This is a genomic window from Paenibacillus sonchi (genome assembly GCF_016772475.1).
Taxonomy (GTDB): domain Bacteria; phylum Bacillota; class Bacilli; order Paenibacillales; family Paenibacillaceae; genus Paenibacillus_AQ; species Paenibacillus_AQ sonchi.
This window is the reverse complement of record NZ_CP068595.1, coordinates 1410361-1435997: the sequence shown is the minus strand read 5'-3', so window position 1 is coordinate 1435997 and position 25637 is coordinate 1410361. Positions and strand designations below refer to the sequence as shown.

The following is a 25637-nucleotide window of genomic DNA, read 5'->3' as shown; positions in this document are numbered from 1 at the left end:
TCATATGCTCTATTACCCAGGCATACTTGGAACGAATCAGTTTGTTCCCGCCTATTTTCTTTACGTGGAGCAAATGCGGTTATAGAATATACATATTCAAGCAACAAAGGAGGACTGCAGCCCATGAGTTACAGCGGAGATGGGGTTTTTCCGGCGGTATGCCCGCTGGATTGCCCCGACACATGCGGACTTCTAGTGCATAAGCAGAATGGCAAAATCATTAAGGTGGAGGGCAACCCCGAGCATCCGGTGACCAAAGGGGCGATCTGCAACAAGGTGCGGCATATGGCCGAACGGGTGCATCATCCCGAGCGGCTGCTGCAGCCCCTTCGCCGTACAGGGCCGAAGGGAAGCGGTTCTTTCACGCCGATCAGTTGGGAAGAGGCCATAGGCGAAATTGTCGGGCGTTTTAAGGAGCTGTCGGCGGATTACGGGCCGGAGAGCATCCTTCCCTACAGCTTCTACGGAAATATGGGGGTGCTCAGCGTTGACGGGATGGACCGGCGGTTTTTTAATGCGCTTGGTGCAAGCCGTTTGGAGCAGAGCATCTGCAACGCTGCCGGCAGCGCAGGCTGGAAATATACAATGGGCTTCAACGGCGGGACCAGCCCTGAGGATACGGTGAACGCCGACCTGATCATCGTCTGGGGCGGCAATATTGTCAGCACGAGCATGCATCAGGTTGTCTATGCCGAGCAGGCCCGCAAACGGGGGGCGAAGGTGGTTGTAATCGATGTGCACCGCAACCGCACGGCCCAGTGGGCGGACTGGTTCCTGCCGCTCTACCCCGGCACGGATACAGCGCTCGCGCTCGGGCTGATGCATATTCTGTTCCGTGACGGAATGACGGATGACGCTTTTCTTGAACGTTATACAACCGGCCATGAGGCATTACGCGGCCATGTGCTCGCCTACCCGCCCGAGCGGGTCGCGGAGATCACAGGCATTGCGGCAGCGGATATCGAGAAGCTGGCCAAGCTGTATGGGGAGGCCAAGGTTTCGCATATCCACATCGGCAACGGCCTCCAGCATCACGATAACGGCGGCATGAATGTGCGCACGATCGCCTGTCTTCCGGCACTTACCGGTGCATGGCTGAAGACCGGCGGCGGGGCGATCAAGGGGAACGGCGGCTATAGCTCCACGAATGACCGGGCGCTGACCCGTCCTGACCTGCGCCCGAACCGCCGGACACGCACGATCAATATGAACCGGATCGGTGAAGCGCTGGAGCTGAAGGAGCAGCCGGTGATGGGGATGTTCGTCTACTGCAGCAATCCTGTGGTGGTAGCGCCCGATGCGGAGCGGGTACGCAAGGGATTTGCCCGTGAGGATTTGTTCACGGTTGTGCATGATCTGTTCATGACCGACACGGCTCTCTATGCCGACATCGTGCTGCCGGCAACATCCACGTTTGAGAATGTGGATCTGTATACTTCCTACTGGCATCACTATATTCAGCTTCAGGAGCCTGTGCTGGATGCGCCCGGGGAATGCAAGAGCAATGTGGAGGTCTTCTCGCTGCTTGGCCAGGCGATGGGCTTTGATGCGGAGGCGTTCAGCGAGTCCCCATATGATATGATCCGTCAGGCGCTGGATTATCCGCGCAACCCTTATCTGAACGGGGTAACGCTGGAGCGGCTGACAGCCGAGCGGTTCGTGAAGCTCGATATGTCGCCGCAAGCGGATTATCTGGACAACCTGCCGACGCCCTCCGGCAAAATCGAGCTGTATTCAAAGGCTATGGAGCTGGCAGGACTGCCGCCACTGCCAACATACACTCCGCTGAAGGAAGGCTATGACGGTCAGCAGCGGCCGCAGCCGGGAACGGCGTACCCGCTGATGTTCGTTTCACCGCCGAACCATAATTTCCTGAATTCCACCTTCTCCAATGTGGAGAAGCACCAGCGGATGGAGAAGCGGCCGACACTGCAGATTCATCCCGAAGATGCTGCGGTGAGGGGAATCGGGGAAGGCGACGGGCTTACCGTATATAACGGCAGAGGCAGTATCGAGTTGTGGGCGATGGTAACGGACAAGATGCTGCCTGGCACTGTCATCAGTCAAGGTCTGTGGTGGGAAGGCAAAGGACATAAACAGAGAGTCAATGTGCTGACGCCGGACCGGCTGGCCGATATGGGAAACGGGGCGACTTTTTTCTCAACTACTGTAGAAGTGAAGCGTAGGGGAGAAGCACAGTCCAACGGAGAATCTGTTGGGTTTAAATGATGTGTTTTATTTGAGTGACGCGATAAAGCGTCAATTCATATGCTTGCCCTTGACCCTGTTTTAGGCTGATACTGGATGAATTAATGACTCATAGTTTACAGGGGATGAAAGACAAGATATGAAGTTTTTGCAAGCCTATCCTAAGGAAATCAAAGTATTTCTGATTGCCAGCTTGATTAACGCAACCGGCAGCGCGCTGATGTGGCCGCTCGTGACCATGTACGTATTCGATGAGCTGGGACGGAGTATGAAGGATGCCGGCCTCGTCCTGTTAATTCAGGCTCTGGGGGGATTGCCGGCCAGCTGCTGGGCGGTTCACTGTATCACAAGGTCGGTGTCAACCGGCTGATTGTAGGGGCCTTGGCCCTAACGGCCTTGTCCTTGTTCTCCATTCCGGCGGCAAGCAGCAACTGGCATTTATTTATCGTTTTAATGGGATTGTTTGGATTGTTCAATTCGCTGTCGCTGCCGGCGATCCAGGCATTTGTCGGATTCCGGTTTGCCGAGCAGCGTGCGGAGCTGTTTAACATCATCTATGTTTGCAATAATATAGGGGTAGCACTGGGAACTTCGCTGAGCGGATTTTTGGGCAATTATATGCTGAGCTTTGTGCTGAACGGTGTGACTTCGGCTGTGTTTGCCGTCTTTTTCTTTTTTTATCTGCGCAAAGTAGGGACAGCCTCACCTCACGAACAGACCCGGAAAAAGCAGCCGCAGCCCGCACAATCCGGCTGGAGGCTTATGGGCCAGATAAGGATCTATCTATTCATGTCTGTTGGTTCCATGTTTCTGCTGATCGGCAATTCTATCTGGAATACCGGCGTGTCGCCGTTTATTATCTCCGAAGGCTGGCCTAAGCAGACTTACGGGTTTCTGTGGACGCTGAACGGGATTCTGATCTTTGCCGCGCAGCCGCTGGTCAGTCTGATCAAACGCTGGTTTGCAGCAACCTCAACGGCGCAAATGACGGCCAGTGCCATGTTTTATTTGAGCGGTTATGCGGTGATTCTGCTCATGCCAAGCTATGCCGGCCTGTTTCTGGCGATGCTGCTGGCGACGCTGGGGGAGATGCTGATCTCCCCGGCAATGCCGTCATTTATTTCGGACCATGCAGACCGCAATGCGCCGTTCTATCTGGGGCTGAGCGGCGGCATCGGCGCAGTCGGCAGAGTGGTCGGGCCTTATCTGATGGGTGTCCAATTCGACAATGGAGGTCTTGCGCCGACGGGGTGGCTGGCTTGCGGGATGGCTGTGCTGTCGGTGGGGTTCTTTGGATTACATGCATACATGAACCGCACCGCCCGTACACTGGGACGAAATGCGGCATAAAATTGCAGCGGGAGGCATGCTGTTAAGGCAGCTGCGGTCTTCCGCGTGATTTGAGTAAGGCAAGGAGTGTAGAAGCAATGCCACAACTGAACTGGGATGCCTTAACGATCCGGCCCTCGGAAATCAGGGATGCCCGGGAGCTGATCGTACTTGATAATATGATCTGGACTGAGGATACATCACCCGGTCCGTTAATGTGGCGCTCACGGGAAGATTATCTAATGCATGCCCCTCCCGGTTCTCAGCTGGTCGCTCTGAAGGATGGTGAACTGTGCGGGTATGTCGGCTTTGGCTGTCCCAGCGGGATGGAGAGCAACCGTCATGTGTGTGAGGTCAACATCGCGGTTCACCCGAAGTTTCAGCGAATGGGCATCGGCGGACAGCTGATCGAAGCGATCAAAAGCCATGCGGCGGAGAACCGTATCCGCAAACTGCGGCTGCGTGTGCTGTCCTGCAACGGACCTGCGCTTGCATTCTACCGCAAATGCGGCTTTGTGGAAGAGGGCCGTCTGCGTGAGGAGTTTTTTCTTGGCGGGCGCTACGTAGATGAGGTATTTATGAGCTGCATGCTGACAGGAGGGAAAGAGGATGGAAGTCATCTCGCTTAATGTAGGCAAACCCAAGACCGTCGATTACCGGGGCAAGCCGCTGGAGACAGGCATCTACAAAATGCCGGCACCCGGTAAGGTGCAGCTTCATCTGGAAGGGTTCGACGGGGACGGTCAAGCGGACCTTGTGAACCACGGTGGCGCCGACAAGGCAGTGTGTGTATATCCCATTGAGCATTATCCCTTTTGGGAGCAATGGCTGGGCAAAAAACTGGAGTATTCAGCCTTCGGCGAGAATATCACAGCCAGCGGCCTGCTGGAGACGGAAGTGTGCATCGGAGATGTGTACGAGGTCGGCACAACACTGCTGCAGGTCAGCCAGCCGCGTTTTCCATGCTATAAGCTGGCGCAAAAACACGGCCCCGCCGATATGCCGGCCCAGGTGCTGAAAACCGGGTACAGCGGTTTCTATTTCCGTGTACTGCGCGAGGGTCAGATTGCCGCTGGCGACCCAATCATCAAGCAGGAAAGCGGCAAGGGAAGCTTTCCCATCAAGCAGGTGCTCTATCTGATGGAGCACGGACGCAAGGACCAGACGGGCTTGGCGGAGCTGGCCGCGCTTGAGACCTTGTCTGCCGACACCCGGGTGAAGTTTCAGGGTTGGCTGGATACGGCGGGGAGATAAGGGGTTCGGAGGGCTCGGACCTCCTGAGAGAATGGGTACCATTAGAAAGGGGCTCCCGGAAGAGTCGGGACCTCCCGGGTTAGCAAGGACTTCCCGAGTTAGCAAGGACCCCTGGGCTAGCAAGGACTTCCTGAGTTAGCAAGGACCTCCTGGGCTAGCAAGGGCCTCCCGAAACTTACAGGTAGGTATATCATACCTTTTTATAAGCGGCTATTGATGCCGAAAATGAACCGGAGCAGTGTTGGTGGTTCGTGGAATCATAGTAAATTGAATGCTGTGTGCAGTGAGAGTGCTGTTTGAGTGCAGGGGTAGTTTGGAATGCTATATGAGTGCTGTGTGAAGTGTGAGTGCTGCTGTGAGATACTGTCTGCCGCCGCTGAAGTTGCTTGCGCCAGGTCCCTTAAGATGGTAAGTGGATTTTCTACCACTAATTTGCCGATATTCGTGCCACAACAGAGATTTAGTGGGAATTTCTCCACTTAATTTCGGCAAATCCAGTGCTGGAAGGCCGATGGGTTCAGATTAGTGGTACTTTTTCCACTTAATGCTGGTGGAAGAGCTTAGAAACTTGGATTAGTGGTACTTTTTCCACTTAGTGTCTGGATTCATCTCGGCACACGGCCCCGTTCAAGGTAATTTCAAGTCTCCGTGGGGTACCTGCTGTTAAATAGTGCCAACTGCTGCTGGAGCTGCACGACGCGCAGAAGGATTCCATCTATATGTTAATTTGTGGTTAGGTAAGCAAAGCCCCGGAGGAATCATTCCTCCGGGGTTTTGACCGCTACAATTGGTTTCGGCAAGTGTGCTGCCTTGCATCTCAATGAGCTTGTACATACTGAAAGTGCGCTGCCTTCCGCCTTAACGGGCTTGCACTTTCTATAATGAAATCCGTTATGCTGCCGCGGCAAGCCCGCAGCCTGTACCTTCTCTGTATCAGTCTCCAGGCAGCAGCCTATTCTGCCCTCAGCGCCTATTAGCCAATTAGCCCAGGAGCTTCCACTCACTGCGCAGCAGCCCGTAGACAGCGTGATTCACGTAGCCGGACGGGAGCTTTTCTGCCTGACGGATCACACCTTCGAACACGAAGCCCAGGCGTTCAGGTATCGCCCGGCTCGTCCGGTTGCCGGTAGCGCAGCGGATCTCAACACGGTTCAGATCCATTTCAAGCAGTGCGTAGTCCACGAAGACCCGGCAGGCGCTGGTCATGTAGCCTTTACCCTCATAGCCTTCACCGAGCCAGTAACCTATGCCTACTGAGCGGTTGTGCCAGTCAATCTCGTGGTATCCGATGATGCCGGCCAGTTCTTCCCGGACCCATAGTCCGGCAGAGAAGCCGCCGTTTTCGCTGCCTTGTTTGACCGAATTTTTGATAAAAGTCTCCAAATGAGCCTGCTCCGTAACACCGTCCACCCAAGGCAGCCACTGTCTGAGCCGGGCGCGCGAGCGCTCCACCAGCGCAAACATAGGGCGTGCGTGCTCAGGCATTAACAGCTTCAGCTTAAGCTCTTCGTCAATGACATAATGAAACATGAGGCTGCCCCCCTCTGCGGTTCAAGGATTAACGTTTCTTCCATTCCAATGCGTAAATGTCGTCCTCCAGTGATTGCATCCGTTGGCCTACCAGCGTGCGGCAGTCGCCCAGCGCTCCGTTATAAATCACCGGTCCGAGCTCCTGCAGGAAAAATTCCAGCAGGTTGTCCGCCGCCAGATGGCCGATGCTCTCTCCCCGTTCGGCTTCGAAGTAGGCCCGGATATTCTCAGTAATAATCTCCCGCTGCTCTTTGGGCAGCTTGATTGGCTTCATGAATAAGTCCCCCCGTATAGCAATTATACAGATACATACACTATAATCCCCATGCTACTCCATAGCCGGGAAATAAGTCAAAACACCATGAACGAACCGGCCTGTGAACCTGGATTTTCGCGCCGTTTCTCTTGACTTTTATTGAACATTCCCCGCTTAACGGGTATATTAGTAGGAAACATGTTCATACAAGGAAGTAGTAATATTACAGAATGAAAGGTTGATAACTGTGGAGAACCGTGGAACACCCTCCAATTTCATCAAGAATGTCATTACCGAAGATCTGAGCTCGGGAAAAGTAAAGGAAGTGGTTACCCGCTTTCCACCGGAGCCTAACGGTTATTTACATATCGGTCATGCCAAAGCGATCTGGATTAACTTCACCCTGGCAGATGAATTCGGCGGCAAGACACACCTCAGATTCGACGATACCAATCCGCTCAAAGAGGATACGGAATATGTAAACTCTATACAGGAGGATGTAAAGTGGCTCGGCTATGAATGGGATGAGCTGCGGTTTGCTTCGGATTATTTTGGGGAAATGTACGAACGGGCAGAGCTGCTGATTCAAAAAGGAAAAGCGTACGTCGATGACCTGACGGCTGACCAAATCCGTGAACATCGCGGTACGCTGACCGAGCCGGGGTGAACAGCCCGTACCGGGAGCGCACCATCGAAGAGAATCTGGATCTGTTCCGCCGGATGCGTGCAGGAGAATTCAAGGATGGCGAAAAGGTGCTGCGCGCCAAAATCGACATGTCCTCCCCGAACATCAACCTGCGTGATCCGGTCATTTACCGGATTTCCCATTCCCATCATCATAATACGGGCGATGCTTGGTGCATCTATCCGATGTATGCTTTTGCTCATCCGCTTGAGGATGCCATTGAACACGTGACGCACTCGCTCTGTTCCCTGGAGTTCGAGGATCAGCGTCCGTTCTACGACTGGGTGGTAGCCGAATGTGAAATGCCGGCTTCGCCGCATCAATATGAATTCGGGCGCCTCAATCTCGCCCAGACGGTCACCAGCAAACGCAAGCTGAAGCTGCTCGTGGATGAAGGCCATGTCGATGGCTGGGATGATCCGCGCATGCCGACGATCTCCGGGCTTCGCCGCCGTGGATATACACCGGAAGCGATTCGCAGCTTCGTGCATGAGACGGGCATTTCCAAAAGCCAGGGGCTGGTGGACCTGCAGATGCTGGAGCATTTTATCCGTGAGGACCTTAAGCTGACGGTTCCCCGGACAATGTCGGTGCTGCGGCCGCTGAAGGTGGTCATCACCAACTATCCGGAAGGCCAGACTGAATGGTTCGAAATTGAGAATAATGTGGAGAATGAAGCGATGGGCACCCGCCAGATTCCATTTTCCCGGGAAATCTATATTGAACGCGACGACTTCATGGAGAACCCGCCGAACAAATATTTCCGTCTGTTCCCCGGCAATGAGGTGCGTCTGAAGAATGCCTATTTCATCAAGTGTACGGATTTCATCAAGGACGAGAACGGCGAGGTTGTGGAGCTTCATTGCACCTATGATCCGGAGACCAAAAGCGGCAGCGGCTTCACCGGCCGCAAGGTTAAGGGGACACTGCACTGGGTGGATGCCGGGCAGGCCGTACCGGCGGAATTCCGTCTCTATGAGCCGCTGATTTCCGCTGAGGAAGCTGACCAGGAGGCTGAGGTCGAAGGCATGGAGCCTGCCGCCGATAAGCCCGAGCCTAGCTTTCTGGACCAGTTGAATCCGAAATCAATCGAGATTCTGCATGGTTTTGTGGAACCGGGACTGAAGGACAGCGTGCCGCAGGACAAGTTCCAGTTCTTCCGCCATGGATACTTCAACGTGGACAGCAGATACTCCACACCGGGGCATCCGGTGTTCAATCTCATTGTTTCGCTAAAAAGCTCATTCCAGCCTGCCAAATAAGGCTGAAGCTTCTGAATGCAACCAGGGGCTGTCCGAAGTCATCGTATGACGGGGCAGCCTCTTTGCGCGGGACGAACCTCAAAGGTAAAAATACCTTTGAATGGGCTGCCGAGGCCGCCGGGCCTCTTTTATCAGCGGCACCAGCCGCAGATGTATCTGCCGGTGCACGCGGCATTGGACCCGAAGCAGCGATTCTCCACTCATGGGAGAATCGCTGCTTTGCACTTTACTATAGGCTTTTCTTTATAGGGTGCTTCGAGCATCAACGGTTCAGCTCAATTTCATTCCAGTCTTCTTCCAGATGCCCGTCCTGAGGGTGATAGCCGCCACGGTTGGCCAGCAGCCGCATGGCGGCGAACCCCAGAGTTCCGATCAGCGATAGAAAGACACCGGACTGGTACATGTTCTGCGCGCCGAGATACTGGTACAGCCAGCCGCCGAGAACGCCGCCCATAATCCCTGAAATCCCGCTCCAGGTCAGGGTATACAGCGCTTGTCCCGAGGAACGGTAAGGCTTTGGAACCAGCAGCATAGTCAGCCGGGTGCCGACATAGAAGAACCCGCCGAACGTAACGCAATGCAGAATTTGAATAAAAGCCACCTGCAGCGGAGTTGTCGCATCGGCCATCAGCCACCAGCGCAAGACAAATAGCGCGCTGACCAGTGCGAGCCAGCCGAGCAGCACCGGAATGCTGCGTTTCAGGTAACGGTCGCACAGGATAAGAACAGCCACCTCCAGAATCGAGGAGAGAAACACCGCCAGACCGATCATGGTCTTGCTGCCCCCAAGCTCTGTAATGTACAGGGAGACGAAGGTATTGTTCATTGTATTGGGAATCGAAACCAGAATCCCGAAAAAAATAAAGCTCAGAAAAAACGGATGATAAAAGATCTGGCGGAAGCCCTTGAATGGCAGCGGCGCAATGCCGATGGAATGGTCAAGCCTGGGCAGGGCAATCAGCGAGATCATGGCTGCGCAGAGCAGCGCGGCAAAAAGATAGGAAAGCACCGATACACCGGCCCACTCAATCACAGGTCCGGCCAGGATGGCGGTAAAAGCCCAGCCCAGCGATCCCCACAGCCGGAAAGAGCTGAAGCGGTGCCTGGTACCGTCAATGTAGCTCAGGATCATGGTGTTGCTCTCGGCAAACAGCGGACCCTGAAAGAAATAAAAAAACAATATGGAGACATAGATCATTTCATATGTATTTGCCTGGAATACGACCTGGGATAATACCAGCGTGCCTGTGAGCATCAGCAGGACAATCCGCCGGATATTCTGATACCGGTCGGTCCAGATGCCCCAGAAGGGATTGGCAATAATGGACACAAGCGCCCCAACCGACATTAAGCTTCCGATCTCCAGCTTGTTCATTCCCACTTCCTGCAGATAAAGGGGAAAGAAGCTGGAGAAGAGAACGACTGTTCCATACAAGAAGAAGTTGAACCACTTCAATGAGGTGAAGGAAAACTGCTTATCAAGGTTCTCCCGCAAAATTGGGCACTCCTTTCCTGCTATGTGCCTTGCATGTATTCATGGCAGCATTAAAGCGGCTGCTTCTATCACTGTAACACTTGTTGAAAAGGGATACAAACCAACTTTTGATTACATTTCCAGCTGCCCAATGATTTCTGCTGCGGGCATGGCGTTTTCCTGCCTGAATGGGGTCTGTCCGGTAAGCGGGTTATATCCGAAGAAGCTGCCCTTACCTTGCTACACAATCAGCGCTAAAAGCTAAAAGACAGCAGCGCAGGGATTCCCCTCCATGGGAGAATCGCTGCGCTGCTGCTTATGACGGGCTGCGGATTAATTCATTATTCCGTTATCTTGCCCAAAACCTCCAATTTGAATTTCCATTATGAAATCGTAAATCTCTCAAAGTCCGCATAGCCTTGATCTTCATCCGGCGTCAGGGACAGGGCAAATAAGCCAACCTTGGCTTCAACCCATTGTCTGTTTTGTTACATAGGAAATTACGATGACCGCCTTTTGTGGATAAAATAGGCATGAGGTTGGGGAGCAGCAGGTGCGAATACAGCGAATTCACTCAAACGGGTGGAAACCAGCCGGATTCGATAGCTTTTATCCAACGAACGCTTGCGAAGAAGCAGGTGAGCAGTTCTAGTTGGAAAAAGGGAGCTTATTTCTCCCAAAAATCAACAATTGCGAGGTTTAGGTGGAAAAAGGAAACTTAATTGGGCCATATTACTTAGTCAGGGGTGAAATGAGCTGAATTAGTTAACCTTTTTCCACTTAACCTGCGGACAACAGGGTGTCTGGGCAAATTAGTTAACCTTTTTCCACTTGGATTTGTCCAAGGATTCAAAAAAGGCTTCTTCAGGCAACGCTAAACTGAAATCTATCCAGTCAAGGAGGGCATAGCCGGTTAGTTCTTGTTCTGCTGCAAAGGTCCGCGGTTGTTCTCCCGCTGTGAAGTCTGATACGATAACTTCAGAATGCTGTAAATATGAGAGCCTGGAGGGGAGAAGATGCCTCAGTTTTCGGGGATTTTGCTGTCGGGGGGATATTCCAGACGTATGGGGCGCGATAAGGCGCTGCTCGATCTCGGCGGCAGACCGGTCATTGCCCGCCTGGCGGATGAGCTGTCCAAGGTGGCTGCAGGCCCGGTCATAGCCTGCGGGGAGCAGGAGCGGGAGGAATACCGGTTTTTGGGGCTGACCCAGGTGCCGGACCTTTATCCGGGCTGCGGCCCGCTGGCCGGGCTTCATGCGGCGCTGCTCCAATCGCCCACGGAATGGAGCGTAGTGGCTGCCTGTGATCTGCCGTTTGCTTCGGCGGAATTTATGCGGTATATGATGAGTTCGGCTGCGGAGCCCGGCCGGGATCTGGTGCGCAATTATAGCGGGGGCAGCCTGCAGATAGACGCTGCGGTTCCAGAGTCCATCACCGGCCGTGTCCAGCCCCTGCTGGGGCTCTACCATAAACGGGTGCTGCCGGTTCTGGAAGAAGCGCTGCACGGGCGGCGGTTCAGAGTCATGGAATGCCTGGACGCTCTGGAGGTGCTCTATATTCCGGAAGCAGGCTTCACGGCCAGTCCGTCAGAGCCGTCACCTTTATACAACATGAACACACCGGCGGATTATGCAGCGGCCCTGAAGCTGGTTTCCACACCGGCGGATGATTCCTCTGTTTAATTCCAGTTTACATTGCCGGGTTACAGTAGATTTAAGGCGGAAGGGGACCACAGACGTCCTTGAAATTGATCCGCTGGAAAAGGGGAACATCCATGAATAATAAACAATCTGACAAGAAGCAGGGGGCGTCCTTGAAGTCTTTTTTGAAGCTCCTGCACAGTACCAAGCCTTCCTATGGGCTATTGGCGTTTGCTGTTGCGCTTAGTATGATATCGACCCTGGTGGGTCTTGTGATTCCCATGTTCACCAAGAATCTGGTCGACGGCTTCTCCCTGGCTTCGGTCAGCAAGCTGCAGATTGCCGGGATTGCCGGTGCTTTTATTGCCCAGACGATTGCCGGAGGAATCTCGATCTACCTGCTGAATTATGTCGGACAGAAGACTGTAGCGGGACTGCGGGACCGGTTGTGGCGTAAATTTCTCGTACTGCCGGTAGCTTACTACAACGACAACCGCACCGGAGAGAGTGTCAGCCGGATGACGAACGACACAGGGATTATCAAAACCCTGATTTCAGAACATTTAGCCAGCCTGTTCACCGGGGTGATCTCCATCGTCGGCTCGATTGCCGTGCTGCTCTATCTGAACTGGCAAATGACGCTGGTGCTGTTCACCGTACTCCCGTTGTCCGCGCTGATTCTGGTGCCGCTGGGCCGGCAGATGTACAAAATCTCCAAGGGTACGCAGGACGAAACCGCATCCTTCACCGCTACGCTCAGCGGCGTCTTGTCCGAGATCCGGCTGGTGAAATCCTCCGGCGCAGAACAGAAGGAATATGAAGCCGGACGCACCGGAATCATGAACCTGTTATCCTTCGGCATCCGTGAGGGCAAAATCAGCGCCATGATCAGTCCGCTGGTCTCCTTCGTATTCATGATGCTGCTGGTGGTCGTCATCGGCTACGGCGGAATGCAGGTGTCTTCCGGCGCGCTGACGGCTGGGGAACTGGTCGCGTTCATCCTGTATTTGATTCAGATCGTGATGCCGCTGACCCAGCTGACCCAGTTCTTCACCCAGATTCAAAAGGCCAAAGGCGCTTCCGAACGGATCATAGAGACCCTTGCGGCCGATGAGGAAATCTACGAGGGAGTGGAGGAAGCCAAGGGTGCGGAAGAGCCTATTGTGATCGATGATTTAAGCTTTGGCTACACAACAGGCGACCCGGTGCTCAGCAGAGTAAGCTTCTCCATGCTGCCGGGACAGGTAACGGCGATTGTCGGACCGAGCGGCGGCGGCAAAACGACGCTTTTCTCGCTGCTGGAACGGTTCTATGAACCACAGAGCGGGGTGATTAAGCTGGGAGCGAAGCCGGTATCTACCTTCTCTCTGCGTTCCTGGCGCAAGCTGATCGGCTATGTTTCCCAGGAAAGCCCGCTGCTCTCCGGCACGATTGCCGACAATCTCGCTTATGGCCTGAACCGGGAGGTTGGCGTGGAGGAACTGCGCCGTGCTGCGGCGATGGCTTATGCCGACGGCTTCATCAGCGAGCTTCCGCACGGCTATGATACCGATGTCGGTGAACGCGGAGTGAAGCTGTCCGGCGGACAGCGCCAGCGGATCGCCATTGCCCGGGCGCTGCTGCGTGATCCGAAGATTCTAATGCTCGACGAAGCGACCGCAAGCCTTGACAGCCAGTCGGAGGCAGTGGTGCAGAAAGCCCTGTCCAACCTGATGAAGGGACGGACGACGATTGTCATTGCGCACCGGCTGGCGACAGTTGTAAATGCGGATCAGATTATCTTTATGGAGAAGGGCCGGATTACCGGCAGGGGAACACATGAAGAACTGCTGCGGGAGCATGAGCTGTACCGGGAGTTTGCCGAACAGCAGCTGCAATTGAATTCACCGGTGCTTTCCGGCGGAGGTGAAGAGAAGGGGGAGGCGAAGAATGGCCAGAATCCTGGTAGTGGACGACGATCCGCACATCCGCGAATTGGTGGAAGTCTTTTTGAGAGCTGAAGGCATGGAGGAAGTATTTGGTGCTTCGGATGGCATCGAGGCGCTGCGGCTGCTTGAGGATAATGGAGTCGACCTTGCAGTCATTGATGTCATGATGCCGAATATGGATGGCTGGGAGCTGTGCAAGGAACTGCGCCGGAGCTATGATATTCCGATTCTGATGCTGACGGCCAAAGGCGAAACCTCGCAGATCGTCAAAGGCTTCGAGCTGGGCACCGACGATTATCTGGTCAAGCCGTTCGAGCCTCCGGTGCTGATCGCCAGGGTCAAAGCCCTGCTGAAGCGGTACCAGATTTCTGCTGCACAGAGCGTCAATGTCGGCGGTTTGCGCATGAACCGCAAAACCTATGAGGTGACCGCAGACCAGGGAAGCATTACGCTGCCGCTGAAGGAGTTCGAGCTGCTGTTCAAGCTGGCCAGCTATCCGGGGCAAACGCTGACCCGCGACCGGCTGATTGAAGAGGTCTGGGGATATGATTTTGAAGGAAATGAACGTACGCTGGATGTGCATGTGGGACGTTTGCGTGACCGTTTTCCCCAGGAGGACTATGGTTTTGCCATCCGTACGGTCCGGGGTCTGGGCTACCGCCTGGAGGTGGGTAAATAGATGGGCAGAAGCAGAGCCGGAGAGATTGTGAAAAGGGTCATGGGGATAACCATAGTCATTGCAGGCTTCTATCTTTCCTGGAACGGCGGGTATTTCGGGCTAAAGCTGCTCGAGAAACATTTTAACTGGTCCCTTACGCCCTATAAGTCCCAATTGCTGACGATGATGCTGCAGTTTCTCATTCTGTTCCTGCTGGCCGGGATCGCGGGGCTGATCGGACATATGAGAGGAGGTGAACGGGCCTTCTATATCCCCATCATTACAGCGATGCGGCAAATCTCCAAGGGGAACTTCAAGGTCGAGCTGGAGAACGACCGGCGCTACGGGCAATTTGGCAGTATCGTCGAAGGCATCAACGAAATGGCCAGCGAGCTGAGCCGGATGGAAACGATGCGCCAGGACTTTATCTCCAACGTCTCGCATGAGATTCAGTCCCCGCTCACCTCGATTCGCGGCTTCGCCCGCGCCCTGAGGGATGAAGGGCTGAGTGCGGAGAGCAGGGCTCATTATCTCGATATTATTGAGGCAGAGGGCAGCCGCCTCTCCGGCCTCAGCGACAATCTGCTGAAGCTGTCGGCGCTGGAGGCGGAGAGCTTTCCGTTCGAGCGCACAGCCTACCGGCTGGATAAGCAGCTCCAGGAGATGATTCTGGCCTGTGAGCCGCAGTGGCTGGGCAAGAATATCGACGTCGAGGCTGAACTGGAGGAGGTAACTGTCCAAGCGGTAAAAGACCTGCTGAGTCAGGTATGGACCAACCTGCTGCATAACAGCATCAAATTCACTCCCCAGGGCGGGATGATTACGGTCCGTCTGCGGACCCTGGATAACCGGGTGGAAGCCGAAATCAAGGATAACGGCATCGGGATTGCCGAGGACGACCTGCCCCGCATCTTCGAGCGTTTCTATAAGGTGGACAAAGCCAGAAGTACCAGCGGAGGCGGCAGCGGGCTTGGCTTGTCGCTGGTCAAAAAAATCGTGGACATCCATGAAGGCAGCATAACCATCACAAGCCGCCCCGGGGAAGGGACGGCTTGTGTAGTGGTTTTGCCTATGCAGCCTTAGATAAATCCGCCATTCACGCGCAGTGTCTGGCCGGTGATCCATCCCGATTGTTCTGCAGCGAGGAAGCTGACCACTCCGGCAATATCCTCCGGCTGGCCCAGGCGCCCGAAGGCATTGGTCTTCTTCAGCCCCTCAAGCTGAGCTTCGGACTTGCCCTCCAGGAACAGGTCGGTAGCAACAGGACCGGGAGCAACCGCGTTGATGGTGATGCCTTTGCAGCCGAACTCCTTGGCGAGCTGGCGGGTGAACTGCTCCACGGCACCTTTGGTACCGGCATAAATACTGTAAGCCGGGAACATCTGCCCATTGACCGAAGTAGAGAAGTTAATGATGCGCCCACCCTGTTCCAGGTGAAAGAAGGCCTGCTGGCAGGAGAAGTAGGTTCCTTTGACGTTAATCGCAACCTGCTTGTCGAACTGTTCTTCGGTGGCTTCTCCAATCAGGCTGTTGACCATAATTCCCGCGTTGTTGACTACAATATCGATTTTTCCGAACAATGCCTTGGTATCCTTGTACAGCTGCTCAATCTGTGCAGGCTTGCTGATGTCGGCCTGAAGCGCAGCAGCGCTTCCTCCTTGGGATCGAATGCCCTGGACCACCTCTTCCGCCTGTTTCGGGCTGCTTGAATAGTTAATGACTACCGAAGCTCCCTCTTGCGCTAATCTCTCCGCGACACTCCGACCAATACCCCTCGATGACCCGGTAACTATGGCAACCTTACCTTGCAGGGATTGACTCATTTGATATACCTCCTGAAATGTTATGGATTTTTACTATTGATTTGAAGCGGCAAGCCCCTGTTCCAGAAGCAGCCAGAGCTGATCGAACTCCTGCTGGATGCTGGCGCTCTGCCATTCGTGGGCATGAGCCGGATGATGAAATCTTGAGGTCGCATGAAAAAGCGAACGGGCAAGCGACCTGGTCTCTGCACTCTGTGCAATCCGCTTCTGTTGAATTCCTCTGTCAATCAGAATGCCCATCTGCTCCATAATCCGCTGGATATGCACCTCAATCAACTCAGCAGCTTCCATGGTAACGTCCGTGTACATCTTGAACATTTCACGATCCTGTTCGGCATAGTGACGCTTCAGCTCAATCAGCCGGGCAATATATACCTTTAGCTGCGCCAGAGCGTTGTCTGCCGGGGCCTTCACAATCTGTTCCAGCGGGACAACGATCTGCTCTTCCAGCCAGCGCTCCGTTACCGCCTCCCTCAGAGCGGCTTTGCTGGGAAAATGGCGGTAAAGCGTGCCATGGCTGACACCCAGGAGCTTGGCCACATCGGTTACCGAGGTCTTGTCAGGCCCGAATCGGCGCAGTGTCTGCTCGGCGGCATCCATAATTTCTGTTTTACTCAAAAAGGAGCTTGATTTGCTCACGGGTTCGACCTCCTCTGTGTACACAGCATATCACTAGAACAACCAAATGACAAATATTATTTTTTGTCATTTGATTATGAGGAGATTACATAATGCTCAAGAACGATGACCAGAAATCCCTGAAGGATATTCTGTTGGATAGCTGGGGAAAAGGAAACTTAATTGGGGGATATAATAACACATATAGTGAATTTAGTCGGCAGCCCGGTTCAGGAACCGGGCCGCTGGAGCTTGCGGATCAGTCCGGCCAATATGGGGAGGCCGGTTTCCAGTTCGGCAGGCGAGGCGTAGACGTAGGACAGCCGCAGATGGCGGCTGTCGCCCCGGTCGTACAGATCGCCTGTGTTCAGCAGCAGCCCGGCCTTATGGGCCGCGCGGAATAGCGTCCGCAGCGGCACCGGCTTGTCCAGGGCCAGCCAGATGTAGAAGCCGCCTGCCGGAACGTTCCATGCAGCCAGTCCGGCAAAATGGCGCTGCAGCAGCGCAAGCGCAGCATCCCGCCGCTGCCGCAGTCTGGCCCGCAGGCGCTGCAGATGCTCTTCATGATACCCGCCCTCCAGCCAACGGGCGGCTGCAAGCTGCGAGAGCGAGCTTGCCCCGTAGTCGGTCTGCATCTTAATGTCGGCCAGCCGCCGCACGACAGGCTCCGGGCCAACGATCCAGCCGATACGCAGCCCCGGACTGGCGGATTTCGACAGTGTGCCGAGATGCAGCACTCTGCCTTCGCGGTCGAGCGCCTTCAGCGGGAGGGGAGGCGGCGTGTCGAGCCAGAGCTCCTGATAGGCTCCATCCTCCAGGATGGGCAGGCCAAGCTCACCGGTCACATCCATAAGCTTTTGCCGCCGCTGGGCGTCCATCAGAATTCCCGTCGGATTATGGAACGACGGGATGCTGTACAGCATAGCCGCCTTGGTCCGGCGGGCTTCCCGGGCCAGCCGGTCCGTCAGCAGCCCATGCTCATCCATGGGCAGGCCGCTGAACTTCACTCCGGCGGATTGGAAGGCATGAATGGAATAGAGATAGGAGGGCTTTTCCAGCAGAATGGTAGAGCCGCGCGGCAAAAGGCCAACCGCTATCAGCTGCAGGCCCTGGAGCGCTCCAGAGGTAATCAGAATGGAGTCCGGATCAGCCTGTACGCCGTTCTTCGCCAGCTCGGAGCTTACTGCTCTCCGCAGTCCCGGGCTGCCGAGGGGCTCTTCATAGGAGAGCGGTGGCAGCGTCTGCCTGGAGAGCTCGGCCAGCACACGGGTCATGGCCTCACCGGGCAGCAGCCCGGGCGACGGCTCTCCTGTCCCTAGACGGATCAGCCCCTGCTCATATTCCAGGCGGTTGATGTCCTGCACCGTAGGCAGGTTGGGATAGTGGACGCCCTCTTCGACATAAGAATTCCAGCTTCCGGCAGGCTGGACCGGCAATATATCCATCCCTGCGCCGTTACCGGATGTATCCACCCGGTCACCATACGAACCCGCTCGGCCACCGGACGTAGCCGTTTCGTCACCGTATGAGGCCGCTCGGCTATCGGACGCAGCCGTCCCGTCTCGGTACGAAACCGTCCCGCCTGCTGCGGCGGCCCGTAAATCGGCCACCCGGGTCCCGCCGCCCCGCCTGCCCTCGATGAGCCCCATCGCCGACAGTTCTCCCAGCGCAGTTACCACTGTGCTGCGGTTCACACCCAGCTGGCGGCACAGCTGGCGCTGAGGGGCTAGCCGCATTCCCGGCGGCCAAGCGCCACTTCTGATTTTGTCCATAAAATAATTGGAAATTTGCCTGTGCAGCGGCAGCGCTGATGCCGGGTCCGGTGTCCATGATCTGCCCGGTACCTGTTCCTTTTGATGTCGGTTGGTCAAAATGCCAACTCCTTTATGAAGGTCTTTTGTTAAGAACAGCGAGGCCGGATCTGGCAGGAGTTCTTTTATCTGGAGTATACCACCTTTGGCCTGTGCTCATTAGTTTGGTTGGGTGGCAATTGGAGAATTTGGCTGGTTACGAGCTCTGCCGTTGCGGTGTAAGATCAGTCATGCGGCGATAGCGTTCAAATCTGGTCCCGCTGTTCACCAAATTCAATCGTCCGCAAGCATACTGAGAGGAGCAGACGAATGCTGGAAGCTATTGTGCATGGAATCTTATTGGCCTTTGGGCTTATTTTGCCGCTGGGCGTACAGAATATATTTGTTTTTAACCAAGGGGCGCTTCAGCCCCGGTTCCGCAGAGTGGTGCCTGTAGTTCTTACGGCGGCTGTATGTGATACGCTGCTGATTGCTGCGGCTGTCGGTGGAATTTCGCTCGTGCTGCTCTCCGTGGAATGGGTAACGCCCATCGTGTACGGTGCGGGAATCCTATTTCTGTGCATCATGGGCTGGAAAATATGGAACGCAGCACCGGGAGAGGGGGACGGGGAGGCGCGGGTACTCTCGCTAAAAGGCCAGGTAGGCTATGCCCTTTCTGTGTCTCTGCTGAACCCGCATGCGCTGCTGGATACAGTGGGTGTCATCGGCACTAATTCTCTGCAGTATACCGGTGATGAACGCTGGGCGTTTGCGGCTGCGGCGGCGGGGATCTCCTGGATGTGGTTTTTGAGCCTTGCGGCAGCCGGCCGGGTGCTGGGCAGATTGGATTCCTCCGGCAGGGTGATCCGGCTGCTGAACACAGTTTCAGCGCTGCTGATTTGGGGCATTGCGTTGTACATGGGAGTACAGCTCTGGCGGTCATTTTGACGTGTATCTCCTTGTTTCATAAGGAAATGGCAACCCTATTGCCTAAATTTTAAAATAATTTGCCGTGTTCACTTTTTAGACTAATCTAGTATATTGACCATTGGAATATTATCACATAGGATTACAGTTATACAGGCAACAACCTATTTTCTGGGATTCAAAAGGAGGTGATTCCTTGGAGTCTACAGCCACGATTCGAGATCAGCTAGCGGATTATTTATCTGAACAGGGCATGTCCATTAATCAGTTCGCAGACAGATGCGGCATTAATTCCGGGACACTCAGCCGGATTGTGAAAGGCAATCAGCCGATAGCCATGAGTCACCTGGAGTTATTGACCAAGGGTATGGGGAAGGGGGAAGATCACTTTTTCAGCTTGTATGTAGATGAGTGCTTCTATTATTCGGCACCCACCTGGCGGCGGCTGCGGCCGTTTATGATCCGCTGTGCCGAGCTTGGGCGCATGGATTGTATCGAACGCATGGTGCAAATTCTGCTTGATAATCTGAACAATGTGCCTACGCTGTTTGAGGTGGCTGAAGGATTATTCAAGCAAGGGCAGTGGCAGGCGGCAGCATTGTTATACGAGAATGTGAGCGCCAGCGAGAAATACCAGTATTCCGAACGTCTAGCCATGTGTCAGTACCGCTTGTTCCGCATTGCGCTTGGTGACGACCAGAGCGAGAACCTGCGGGCGGCGACGCTGTTCGAACCTTATGTGCCCCGGTTGGATGAGGCGGATCAGTTGGATGCTTTGAGGCACCTACTGCATGTCTACTGTTCACTGCATCAGTGGTGCGAGGTCGCTAAACTGGCCCAGGAGATGCTTCAACTTGCTTCGATTCTCTACGAAATGAAGGATAATTTTAATCGCACAAACAGTAATGATAAAACACCAGAAAAGCCCATTTATTTCTATATTCTATACGCGCATCTGCTTCGCTCAAGCGCATATGTAGAACTGGGAGACTACAAGAAGGCCTTGGACCTTATTCCGCTTTATACAAATGGAAATTGGATACGAGAAGATAACGAAGAAGTGCAGCGAATCTTAGCTCAATTCCAGGACTGGGGAAAAGCAAATACTTATCTGTACCGCCTATTGGATGGACAGATTGAAGTATTGGATGATTATGTTGAATACATCTCAATACATAAAGGTGAGATTTTCACTGCTATATATTATATTATTAAATCGGCGAACAAATATAATTGGAATATCGACCAGATTCTTGTCCGTTTTTCTGATTACATTCCTTATCGAATCCACCATTCCGAGTTTGGCGAATACAACCAACAAATTATGACTGATCAATATGCCAGATTTCTCGCCGAATTGGCGGCCTATTACTTACATAATAAACGAAGAGAAGGCATTCGTTTTATACTACATAGTTTGGAGTGTTCCTCCAAAATTAACAACGATGATATTGTAATTAATTGTGTCGATTTATTCGAACAATATCGATATTTGGCATCACTAGAAGAAAAGGAACGATACAAAACTAAGATTAGAGAGGTGCGTGTTGAGAATGAGAAAAAAGCTCATAATATGGTTAGCCTCATTTAGTTTTGCTTTTTTAATAGCTATACCCGTATTAAGTATTGAACATAACACACTCCAGACAATGCAATTGATTCAACCCATGGTACATGGAGTAGGTGGAGGCTGATTATTTATAGCTTCTTTAGACGTATAGTATGGACTAATCTATAGAGCCACAAGGCGTTCCTGTAAAACAGGCACGTCTTTTTTATTTCATTCCTTTACTACGGTAAATTATTAGGGCGCTGTAACCATGATAACACTTCACAATTTTACATAATTATCTAAAATATTGCATGAGGAGACGAAAACTGATATGAATATGCTGTATTCATTAGAATTCGTATTGATTGGGCAAGACGTAAACTTCATCAGATGCAAATGCAGTATGGTGGTTTCAGCCACCCAAGGTACTCAGACAATCGGTAGAACTGGACAAGTTGCTGAACAATTACAGTAATATTCATATGAATCAGAGACGCGCACCCGCTTAAGTGGAATTTTTCACTATGTAAAAAATAGGCTTTCAAATAAAGGATATAGTGTCCTGATTATAAGTACGAATAAAGGTGGTATGGACTTGGAGCATACAGTCACAATTCGCGATGAACTATGGGCGTACTTAGCACAAGAGGATCTGTCAATTAACAGATTTGCTGCTCTCAGCGGTATTCATTCCGGAACACTGAGCCGGATCATGAAAGGCCGGCAGGCGATGGCTATGAGCCACTTGGAACGAATCACCCAGACTATGGGACTGGCAGAGGACTTTTTTTACAGTAAATATGTAAATGAATGTCTGTATGATTCAGCACCAACTTGGCGGCGGCTACGGCCTTTTATTCTGCGTTCTGCACAGCTTGAACGTCTGGATTGCATTGAGCAACTGATCCATGGTCTGCTGGACAATCTGGTCTATGCGCCACTGTTGTTTGATCTGGCGGAAGAACTCTTCCAGCAGGATAAGCATCAGGCTGCTGCAATTATATATGAGAATGTGGCTGCCAGTGAAAAGTATCAGCATTCGGAGCGGCTGGCGCTTTGCCAATATCGTTTGTTTGTCATGGCTTTGGGGGATGACCCTCAGCAGAACTTGATAGAGGCTACTCTATTTGAAAACTATGTGAATCGACTCGACGAGGCCCATCAGTTGGATGCATTAAAACAATTACTGCATGTATACTATTCTTTGCATCATTGGGAGAAGGCAGAGGAACTGGCCCAAGAATTATATCGTCTAGCCACTATTCAATACCAATTTCGCAGTCGGTCAGATCACAGAGATACGAGTCACGAAGTTTTAAAGAGACCGGTATATTATTATATTTTATACGCACAACTTATGCGCTCATGCACTTATGAGGAACGAGGAGATCACAAGACTGCTTTGAAGTTAGTTCCACTTTACACAGATGGGAGTTGGATACAGGAGAAAGGAGAGGAAGTTAACCAAATTGTAGCCCAATTTAAAGAGTGGGGGACGGCTAATACTTATTTAAATCGCTTGATGGATGGACAACAGGAAGCATTGGAGGAGTATGTGGAATTTGTTTCGACAAGAGAGAAAGAGATTTTTGCAGCTTTGTTCAGAATCGTGCAGACGGCCAACCGCTATCATTGGGATGTTGACCACATTCTGCAACGTTTTTCTGCATACATACCTTACCGGAGGCACTTCATACGGGATAAGCAGATCAATGATGATCACCACGCCCGGTTCCGCAGCGAACTGGCTACCTATTATTTAGCCCGCAGGCGCTTTGGGGCCAAAGAAATCGCCATGCGCAGCGTGGATCTTTCTGCTGAAGTCGATCATGACCGCAACGTGATTAAAGGTACGATATCGGTGGATTTTGAGATCAATATAGCAAGCACCTAGGGGACTGGACTTAATGCCAAGTAAGCTGAAGGCAGCTTAATGCGGACAGGAGAAGCGTTATTTTGCAAAAACAGGTCACTTTTATGGCTATGCGGACTCAGAATCCGTTAATTGGTTTATCGTGGGTGGTTTTGGGCTGTATTTCTTGAAATAAGGTTTTCTGAGTCCGGAATGTGCGGGGGCAAGCAATCTATGGTGTTAGGTACGCACAAGTGAGCAACCCGGATAATCGTGTTACATCAAAATAAACGGCAGCGCGATCCGATAAGGATGGCCCTGCCGTTTATTTAAAAATATAAGGATTTATAGGTTTTCGTGACCGCCTAACCCCCGATTTGCGACATGCGCCGCACGGTCGGGGTATGACTCTGCGCTTTACGCTCCAGGGCGAGCGCCATTTCGTGGTTATGCGGCTTGTTGCCCAAGGCTTGGCGGAATAAGGCCTGCACGGCTGCGGGATCGCTGGTCAGAGGACGTACATTGTATTCATCCGCCCAGTAGAGGCAGGCCTTGATGTGCCCGTCTGCCGTTAGGCGCAGCCGGTTGCAATTGTCGCAGAAATGCTCGCTTACGGGATGGATCAGCCCGAAGGTTCCGCGCGCACCGACCACCCGCCGGTTCTGAGAAGGGCCGTTGCCGGATGGCATGTCCGCTTCTTCCGTGGCCCAGCCTGCTTCATGGCAGGCTTCAACTACGGTTTCGAGCGGCAGATACGTCTGGCGCCAGGCATCGCTTGCGCTGCCAATGGGCATATATTCAATGAACCGCACATTCAGCGGGCTGTTCAGGGTCAGCGAGATGAAGTCCTTGATCTCATCATCGTTGATGCCCTTCATGAGCACAACATTGAGCTTGATCGGGGAGAGGCCCGCCGCCTCAGCGGCTTCAATTCCCTTCAGCACTTTGGCGACTTCCCCGCCGCGGGTGATCATGGCAAAACGGTCCTGGCGCAGGGAATCGAGGCTGATGTTCACCCGTGACAGGCCCGCCTGCTTGAGCAGGGCGGCTTTGGCGGGAAGCATCAGGCCGTTGGTGGTAAGGGAGATGTCCTCAATACCCGGGATGGCGGCAATCATGGAGACAAGCTTGTCCAAATCCTTGCGTACCAGGGGCTCTCCTCCGGTCAGACGGATTTTGCTCAGCCCCAGAGGGGCGAGCGCCTCCACAACAGCGGTAATTTCTTCATAGCTCATAATCTCGTCCTGGGGCTGGAATTGCATTCCTTCCGCAGGCATACAATAAATGCAGCGCAGGTTGCAGCGGTCTGTAACCGATATGCGCATGTAATCATGCAGTCGTCCAAAAGGGTCCGTCAAGGGTTCCATGTTGTGCTCCCTTCAGCATGTATTTATTTTAAATTTTAAAGATTGTTGACAGCCGCGTCAATGCGATAGTTGTGGCAGTGTGCACGTAACGAGATGGAAAGGGGGTGAACACAGGCTGTAAAGGATAGAAACAAGACAACCTAAATAATATGTGATGAAACCGAAATGGCAAAGGCCAATTTTGACAGAAGTGCGACAATTTCGGGGAATGGTCATAGAATGCTCACCGAAAGCGCTTCACATTTCCGATATAATCTAGGTGCGGAAGTATTATCAGTTTATATTCCACTCACTTTTGCGAAGAGCACAGCTTTGATTAGACCGGATAACGCCCGCCTTGCAAGAGACAAGCGATAAGCGCCCGGCAAACCAATAGGGAGGATTTGCAAAATGACTATACCTACTGTTCCATCGCTCGTCGTGCCGGAGGCATTCAGCCGTTGGTTGGATAGCCGGGGATTAATATATCAATTATTAGTGGATTTTTATGGGCGCAAGCCTAGTCTGTCGCTGGTCGCCCAGTGGATTCGCAACCGCCAGCTTGGTGTCGCAGCGGAGATGACGGAAGGCGGACGTGAGCTGAAACGGTACCTTTGCAGCCAGGAGCCTTCAGCGCTCCCGCAGATCTGCGAGCGGGAGAACCGTGAATACATGCGCCTGATGAATGAGCGTGCAGCCAGCACTATTGTGGCACGTGAAGCAGCCGAGCTGGGCCGTGAGGAAGAATTCTGCAACGTGCTCTCCGATGTGTATGCTTCGGCGGGAATTGTCTTCAAGAAATGCGGCGGTGAAGCCGATGATCATATTTCCATAGAGCTGGAATTCATGGCAGTAATGCATGAGCGGATGCTGTACAACAGCTTCTCCATCCGCAGTGCGATGGAACTGCTGGAGATTCAGGAGCGTTTCCTGGAAGAGCATCTGCTGAAATGGACACCGCAGTTCTGCGAGCGGCTGAATGCCGCAACGGATAGTCCGCTCTATCTTGGACTCAGCCATATGCTGGAGGAATTCCTGCCGCAGGATCTGCAGATGCTGCGCGCCTGGAAGACTTCGCTGGAGAGCAGCGCGGCTACAATGGCCTAAAGGGAGCTGGGCTGGGAATTATCTAGCGTGAGCGATTGAAATACAGGATCAGCATGTTATAATAGAGCCAGAACAAGCGTAAAATAAAGAGAACCGTGCGCTAACACGGTTCTCCGGTGCAATAGCCGCTTTTAAGGGCGGTGGCTTTCGGAAAAATAGTCAAGAGATAGACCGTTTCCTTTGGACAGGGCGGTCTATTTCTTTTTGAGGTAGTTAAGCAGTGCTATGATGAACATGCCGAACATGAACATCAGGGACAACGCCTGATAGACCTCCATGGCCTCACCTCCCTTCAGGGAGCTTAGCCGACCGCCCATATAAGCCTTTCCATTGCTTGTGTGATTATACCATGAATATTCATAGGTAGGATATAACATTTCTCCAAAAACAAGGCACCC

At 53.1% G+C, this 25637-nt stretch carries 19 protein-coding genes and 3 pseudogenes; 14 read left to right on the top strand and 8 right to left on the bottom strand.

Annotation, left to right across the window (positions count from 1 at the left end; translation table 11 throughout):
• The first annotated feature begins 123 nt into the window (after window positions 1–123).
• From JI735_RS06625 to JI735_RS06610, 4 genes and pseudogenes are all read left to right on the top strand, one after another.
• On the top strand, window positions 124–2229 hold the full coding sequence (locus JI735_RS06625) for a molybdopterin-containing oxidoreductase family protein (protein WP_083886912.1): 2106 nt from the start codon (window positions 124–126) through the stop codon (window positions 2227–2229).
• Window positions 2230–2347: 118 nt separating this feature from the next.
• A pseudogene (locus tag JI735_RS06620) lies at window positions 2348–3558 on the top strand (MFS transporter).
• A 77-nt stretch (window positions 3559–3635) separates the two neighbouring features.
• Complete coding sequence (locus JI735_RS06615) at window positions 3636–4166, top strand: GNAT family N-acetyltransferase (protein WP_039838453.1); 531 nt, start codon at window positions 3636–3638, stop codon at window positions 4164–4166.
• Window positions 4147–4791, top strand: coding sequence for an MOSC domain-containing protein (locus JI735_RS06610; RefSeq protein WP_039838454.1), 645 nt, complete (start codon window positions 4147–4149; stop codon window positions 4789–4791). The genes JI735_RS06615 and JI735_RS06610 overlap by 20 nt, the downstream gene beginning before the upstream one ends.
• A gap of 981 nt (window positions 4792–5772) precedes the next feature.
• Here the strand turns inward: JI735_RS06610 and JI735_RS06605 are convergent.
• Window positions 5773–6321, bottom strand: a complete 549-nt coding sequence (locus tag JI735_RS06605; RefSeq protein WP_039838456.1) for a GNAT family N-acetyltransferase — start codon at window positions 6319–6321, stop codon at window positions 5773–5775.
• Between the two features lie 28 nt (window positions 6322–6349).
• Window positions 6350–6595: a DUF2164 domain-containing protein gene (locus tag JI735_RS06600; RefSeq protein WP_039838457.1), complete on the bottom strand. Its 246-nt coding sequence runs from the start codon at window positions 6593–6595 to the stop codon at window positions 6350–6352.
• A 229-nt stretch (window positions 6596–6824) separates the two neighbouring features.
• On the opposite strand from JI735_RS06600, the pseudogene JI735_RS06595 reads away from it, so the two are divergent.
• Window positions 6825–8524: pseudogene (locus JI735_RS06595) on the top strand (glutamine--tRNA ligase/YqeY domain fusion protein).
• A gap of 262 nt (window positions 8525–8786) precedes the next feature.
• On the opposite strand, the gene JI735_RS06590 reads toward JI735_RS06595, so the two are convergent.
• Window positions 8787–10019, bottom strand: a complete 1233-nt coding sequence (locus JI735_RS06590; protein WP_039838459.1) for an MFS transporter — start codon at window positions 10017–10019, stop codon at window positions 8787–8789.
• 995 nt (window positions 10020–11014) lie between these two features.
• Between JI735_RS06590 and mobA the strand changes: the two genes are divergently transcribed.
• From mobA to JI735_RS06570, 4 genes are all read left to right on the top strand, one after another.
• On the top strand, window positions 11015–11680 hold the full coding sequence (gene mobA / locus JI735_RS06585; RefSeq protein WP_039838460.1) for a molybdenum cofactor guanylyltransferase: 666 nt from the start codon (window positions 11015–11017) through the stop codon (window positions 11678–11680).
• Between the two features lie 92 nt (window positions 11681–11772).
• Entirely contained in the window at window positions 11773–13638 is a 1866-nt protein-coding gene (locus tag JI735_RS06580) for an ABC transporter ATP-binding protein (RefSeq protein WP_039838461.1), read from the top strand.
• The gene (locus tag JI735_RS06575; RefSeq protein WP_039838462.1) at window positions 13568–14245 is read left to right on the top strand and encodes a response regulator transcription factor; all 678 of its coding nucleotides are present in this window, start codon (window positions 13568–13570) and stop codon (window positions 14243–14245) included. Before JI735_RS06580 ends, JI735_RS06575 begins: the two co-directional genes overlap by 71 nt.
• The gene (locus tag JI735_RS06570) at window positions 14246–15307 is read left to right on the top strand and encodes a sensor histidine kinase (RefSeq protein ID WP_039838463.1); all 1062 of its coding nucleotides are present in this window, start codon (window positions 14246–14248) and stop codon (window positions 15305–15307) included. It begins immediately after the preceding gene.
• Here the strand turns inward: JI735_RS06570 and JI735_RS06565 are convergent.
• The 3 genes from JI735_RS06565 to JI735_RS06555 all read right to left on the bottom strand — a co-directional run bounded on the left by JI735_RS06565 (window position 15304) and on the right by JI735_RS06555 (window position 18536).
• A complete protein-coding gene (locus tag JI735_RS06565) occupies window positions 15304–16047 on the bottom strand; it encodes an SDR family oxidoreductase (protein WP_039838464.1) in 744 nt (247 codons plus the stop codon). The two genes, JI735_RS06570 and JI735_RS06565, sit on opposite strands and share 4 nt — an antisense overlap.
• A gap of 33 nt (window positions 16048–16080) precedes the next feature.
• Window positions 16081–16686 carry a TetR/AcrR family transcriptional regulator gene (locus JI735_RS06560; RefSeq protein WP_039838465.1) on the bottom strand — a complete coding sequence of 202 codons (606 nt, stop codon included), beginning with the start codon at window positions 16684–16686 and terminating at the stop codon, window positions 16081–16083.
• A 209-nt stretch (window positions 16687–16895) separates the two neighbouring features.
• The gene (locus JI735_RS06555; protein ID WP_233476280.1) at window positions 16896–18536 is read right to left on the bottom strand and encodes an aminotransferase-like domain-containing protein; all 1641 of its coding nucleotides are present in this window, start codon (window positions 18534–18536) and stop codon (window positions 16896–16898) included.
• A 249-nt stretch (window positions 18537–18785) separates the two neighbouring features.
• On the opposite strand from JI735_RS06555, the gene JI735_RS06550 reads away from it, so the two are divergent.
• The 4 genes and pseudogenes from JI735_RS06550 (at window position 18786) to JI735_RS06535 (ending at window position 22828) form a co-directional block, all read left to right on the top strand.
• The gene (locus tag JI735_RS06550; RefSeq protein WP_039838469.1) at window positions 18786–19403 is read left to right on the top strand and encodes a LysE/ArgO family amino acid transporter; all 618 of its coding nucleotides are present in this window, start codon (window positions 18786–18788) and stop codon (window positions 19401–19403) included.
• A gap of 175 nt (window positions 19404–19578) precedes the next feature.
• Window positions 19579–20973, top strand: coding sequence for a helix-turn-helix domain-containing protein (locus JI735_RS06545; RefSeq protein ID WP_233476279.1), 1395 nt, complete (start codon window positions 19579–19581; stop codon window positions 20971–20973).
• Window positions 20974–21377: 404 nt separating this feature from the next.
• Window positions 21378–21443 (top strand): annotated as a pseudogene (locus tag JI735_RS06540) (hypothetical protein); the annotation flags it as partial.
• Between the two features lie 86 nt (window positions 21444–21529).
• Entirely contained in the window at window positions 21530–22828 is a 1299-nt protein-coding gene (locus JI735_RS06535) for a helix-turn-helix domain-containing protein (protein ID WP_051052218.1), read from the top strand.
• A 323-nt stretch (window positions 22829–23151) separates the two neighbouring features.
• On the opposite strand, the gene moaA is transcribed toward JI735_RS06535, so the two are convergent.
• Window positions 23152–24153 (bottom strand): GTP 3',8-cyclase MoaA, encoded by a 1002-nt coding sequence (moaA, locus tag JI735_RS06530; protein WP_039838472.1) that lies wholly within the window; start codon window positions 24151–24153, stop codon window positions 23152–23154.
• A gap of 390 nt (window positions 24154–24543) precedes the next feature.
• Between moaA and JI735_RS06525 the strand changes: the two genes are divergently transcribed.
• Window positions 24544–25239 (top strand): TorD/DmsD family molecular chaperone, encoded by a 696-nt coding sequence (locus JI735_RS06525; protein ID WP_039838475.1) that lies wholly within the window; start codon window positions 24544–24546, stop codon window positions 25237–25239.
• A gap of 194 nt (window positions 25240–25433) precedes the next feature.
• On the opposite strand, the gene JI735_RS35385 is transcribed toward JI735_RS06525, so the two are convergent.
• Entirely contained in the window at window positions 25434–25556 is a 123-nt protein-coding gene (locus JI735_RS35385) for a putative holin-like toxin (protein WP_233476278.1), read from the bottom strand.
• Between the last annotated feature and the right edge of the window lie 81 nt (window positions 25557–25637).

Excerpts from the sequence above, each read along its gene's own strand:
- JI735_RS06625 (WP_083886912.1), top strand. The coding sequence starts at position 124 with ATGAGTTACAGCGGAGATGGGGTTTTTCCGGCGGTATGCCCGCTGGAT.
- JI735_RS06615 (WP_039838453.1), top strand. The coding sequence starts at position 3,636 with ATGCCACAACTGAACTGGGATGCCTTAACGATCCGGCCCTCGGAAATC.
- JI735_RS06610 (WP_039838454.1), top strand. The coding sequence starts at position 4,147 with ATGGAAGTCATCTCGCTTAATGTAGGCAAACCCAAGACCGTCGATTAC.
- JI735_RS06605 (WP_039838456.1), bottom strand. The coding sequence starts at position 6,321 with ATGTTTCATTATGTCATTGACGAAGAGCTTAAGCTGAAGCTGTTAATG.
- JI735_RS06600 (WP_039838457.1), bottom strand. The coding sequence starts at position 6,595 with ATGAAGCCAATCAAGCTGCCCAAAGAGCAGCGGGAGATTATTACTGAG.
- mobA (WP_039838460.1), top strand. The coding sequence starts at position 11,015 with ATGCCTCAGTTTTCGGGGATTTTGCTGTCGGGGGGATATTCCAGACGT.
- JI735_RS06580 (WP_039838461.1), top strand. The coding sequence starts at position 11,773 with ATGAATAATAAACAATCTGACAAGAAGCAGGGGGCGTCCTTGAAGTCT.
- JI735_RS06575 (WP_039838462.1), top strand. The coding sequence starts at position 13,568 with ATGGCCAGAATCCTGGTAGTGGACGACGATCCGCACATCCGCGAATTG.
- JI735_RS06570 (WP_039838463.1), top strand. The coding sequence starts at position 14,246 with ATGGGCAGAAGCAGAGCCGGAGAGATTGTGAAAAGGGTCATGGGGATA.
- JI735_RS06565 (WP_039838464.1), bottom strand. The coding sequence starts at position 16,047 with ATGAGTCAATCCCTGCAAGGTAAGGTTGCCATAGTTACCGGGTCATCG.
- JI735_RS06550 (WP_039838469.1), top strand. The coding sequence starts at position 18,786 with ATGCTGGAAGCTATTGTGCATGGAATCTTATTGGCCTTTGGGCTTATT.
- moaA (WP_039838472.1), bottom strand. The coding sequence starts at position 24,153 with ATGGAACCCTTGACGGACCCTTTTGGACGACTGCATGATTACATGCGC.
- JI735_RS06525 (WP_039838475.1), top strand. The coding sequence starts at position 24,544 with ATGACTATACCTACTGTTCCATCGCTCGTCGTGCCGGAGGCATTCAGC.
- JI735_RS35385 (WP_233476278.1), bottom strand. The coding sequence starts at position 25,556 with ATGGGCGGTCGGCTAAGCTCCCTGAAGGGAGGTGAGGCCATGGAGGTC.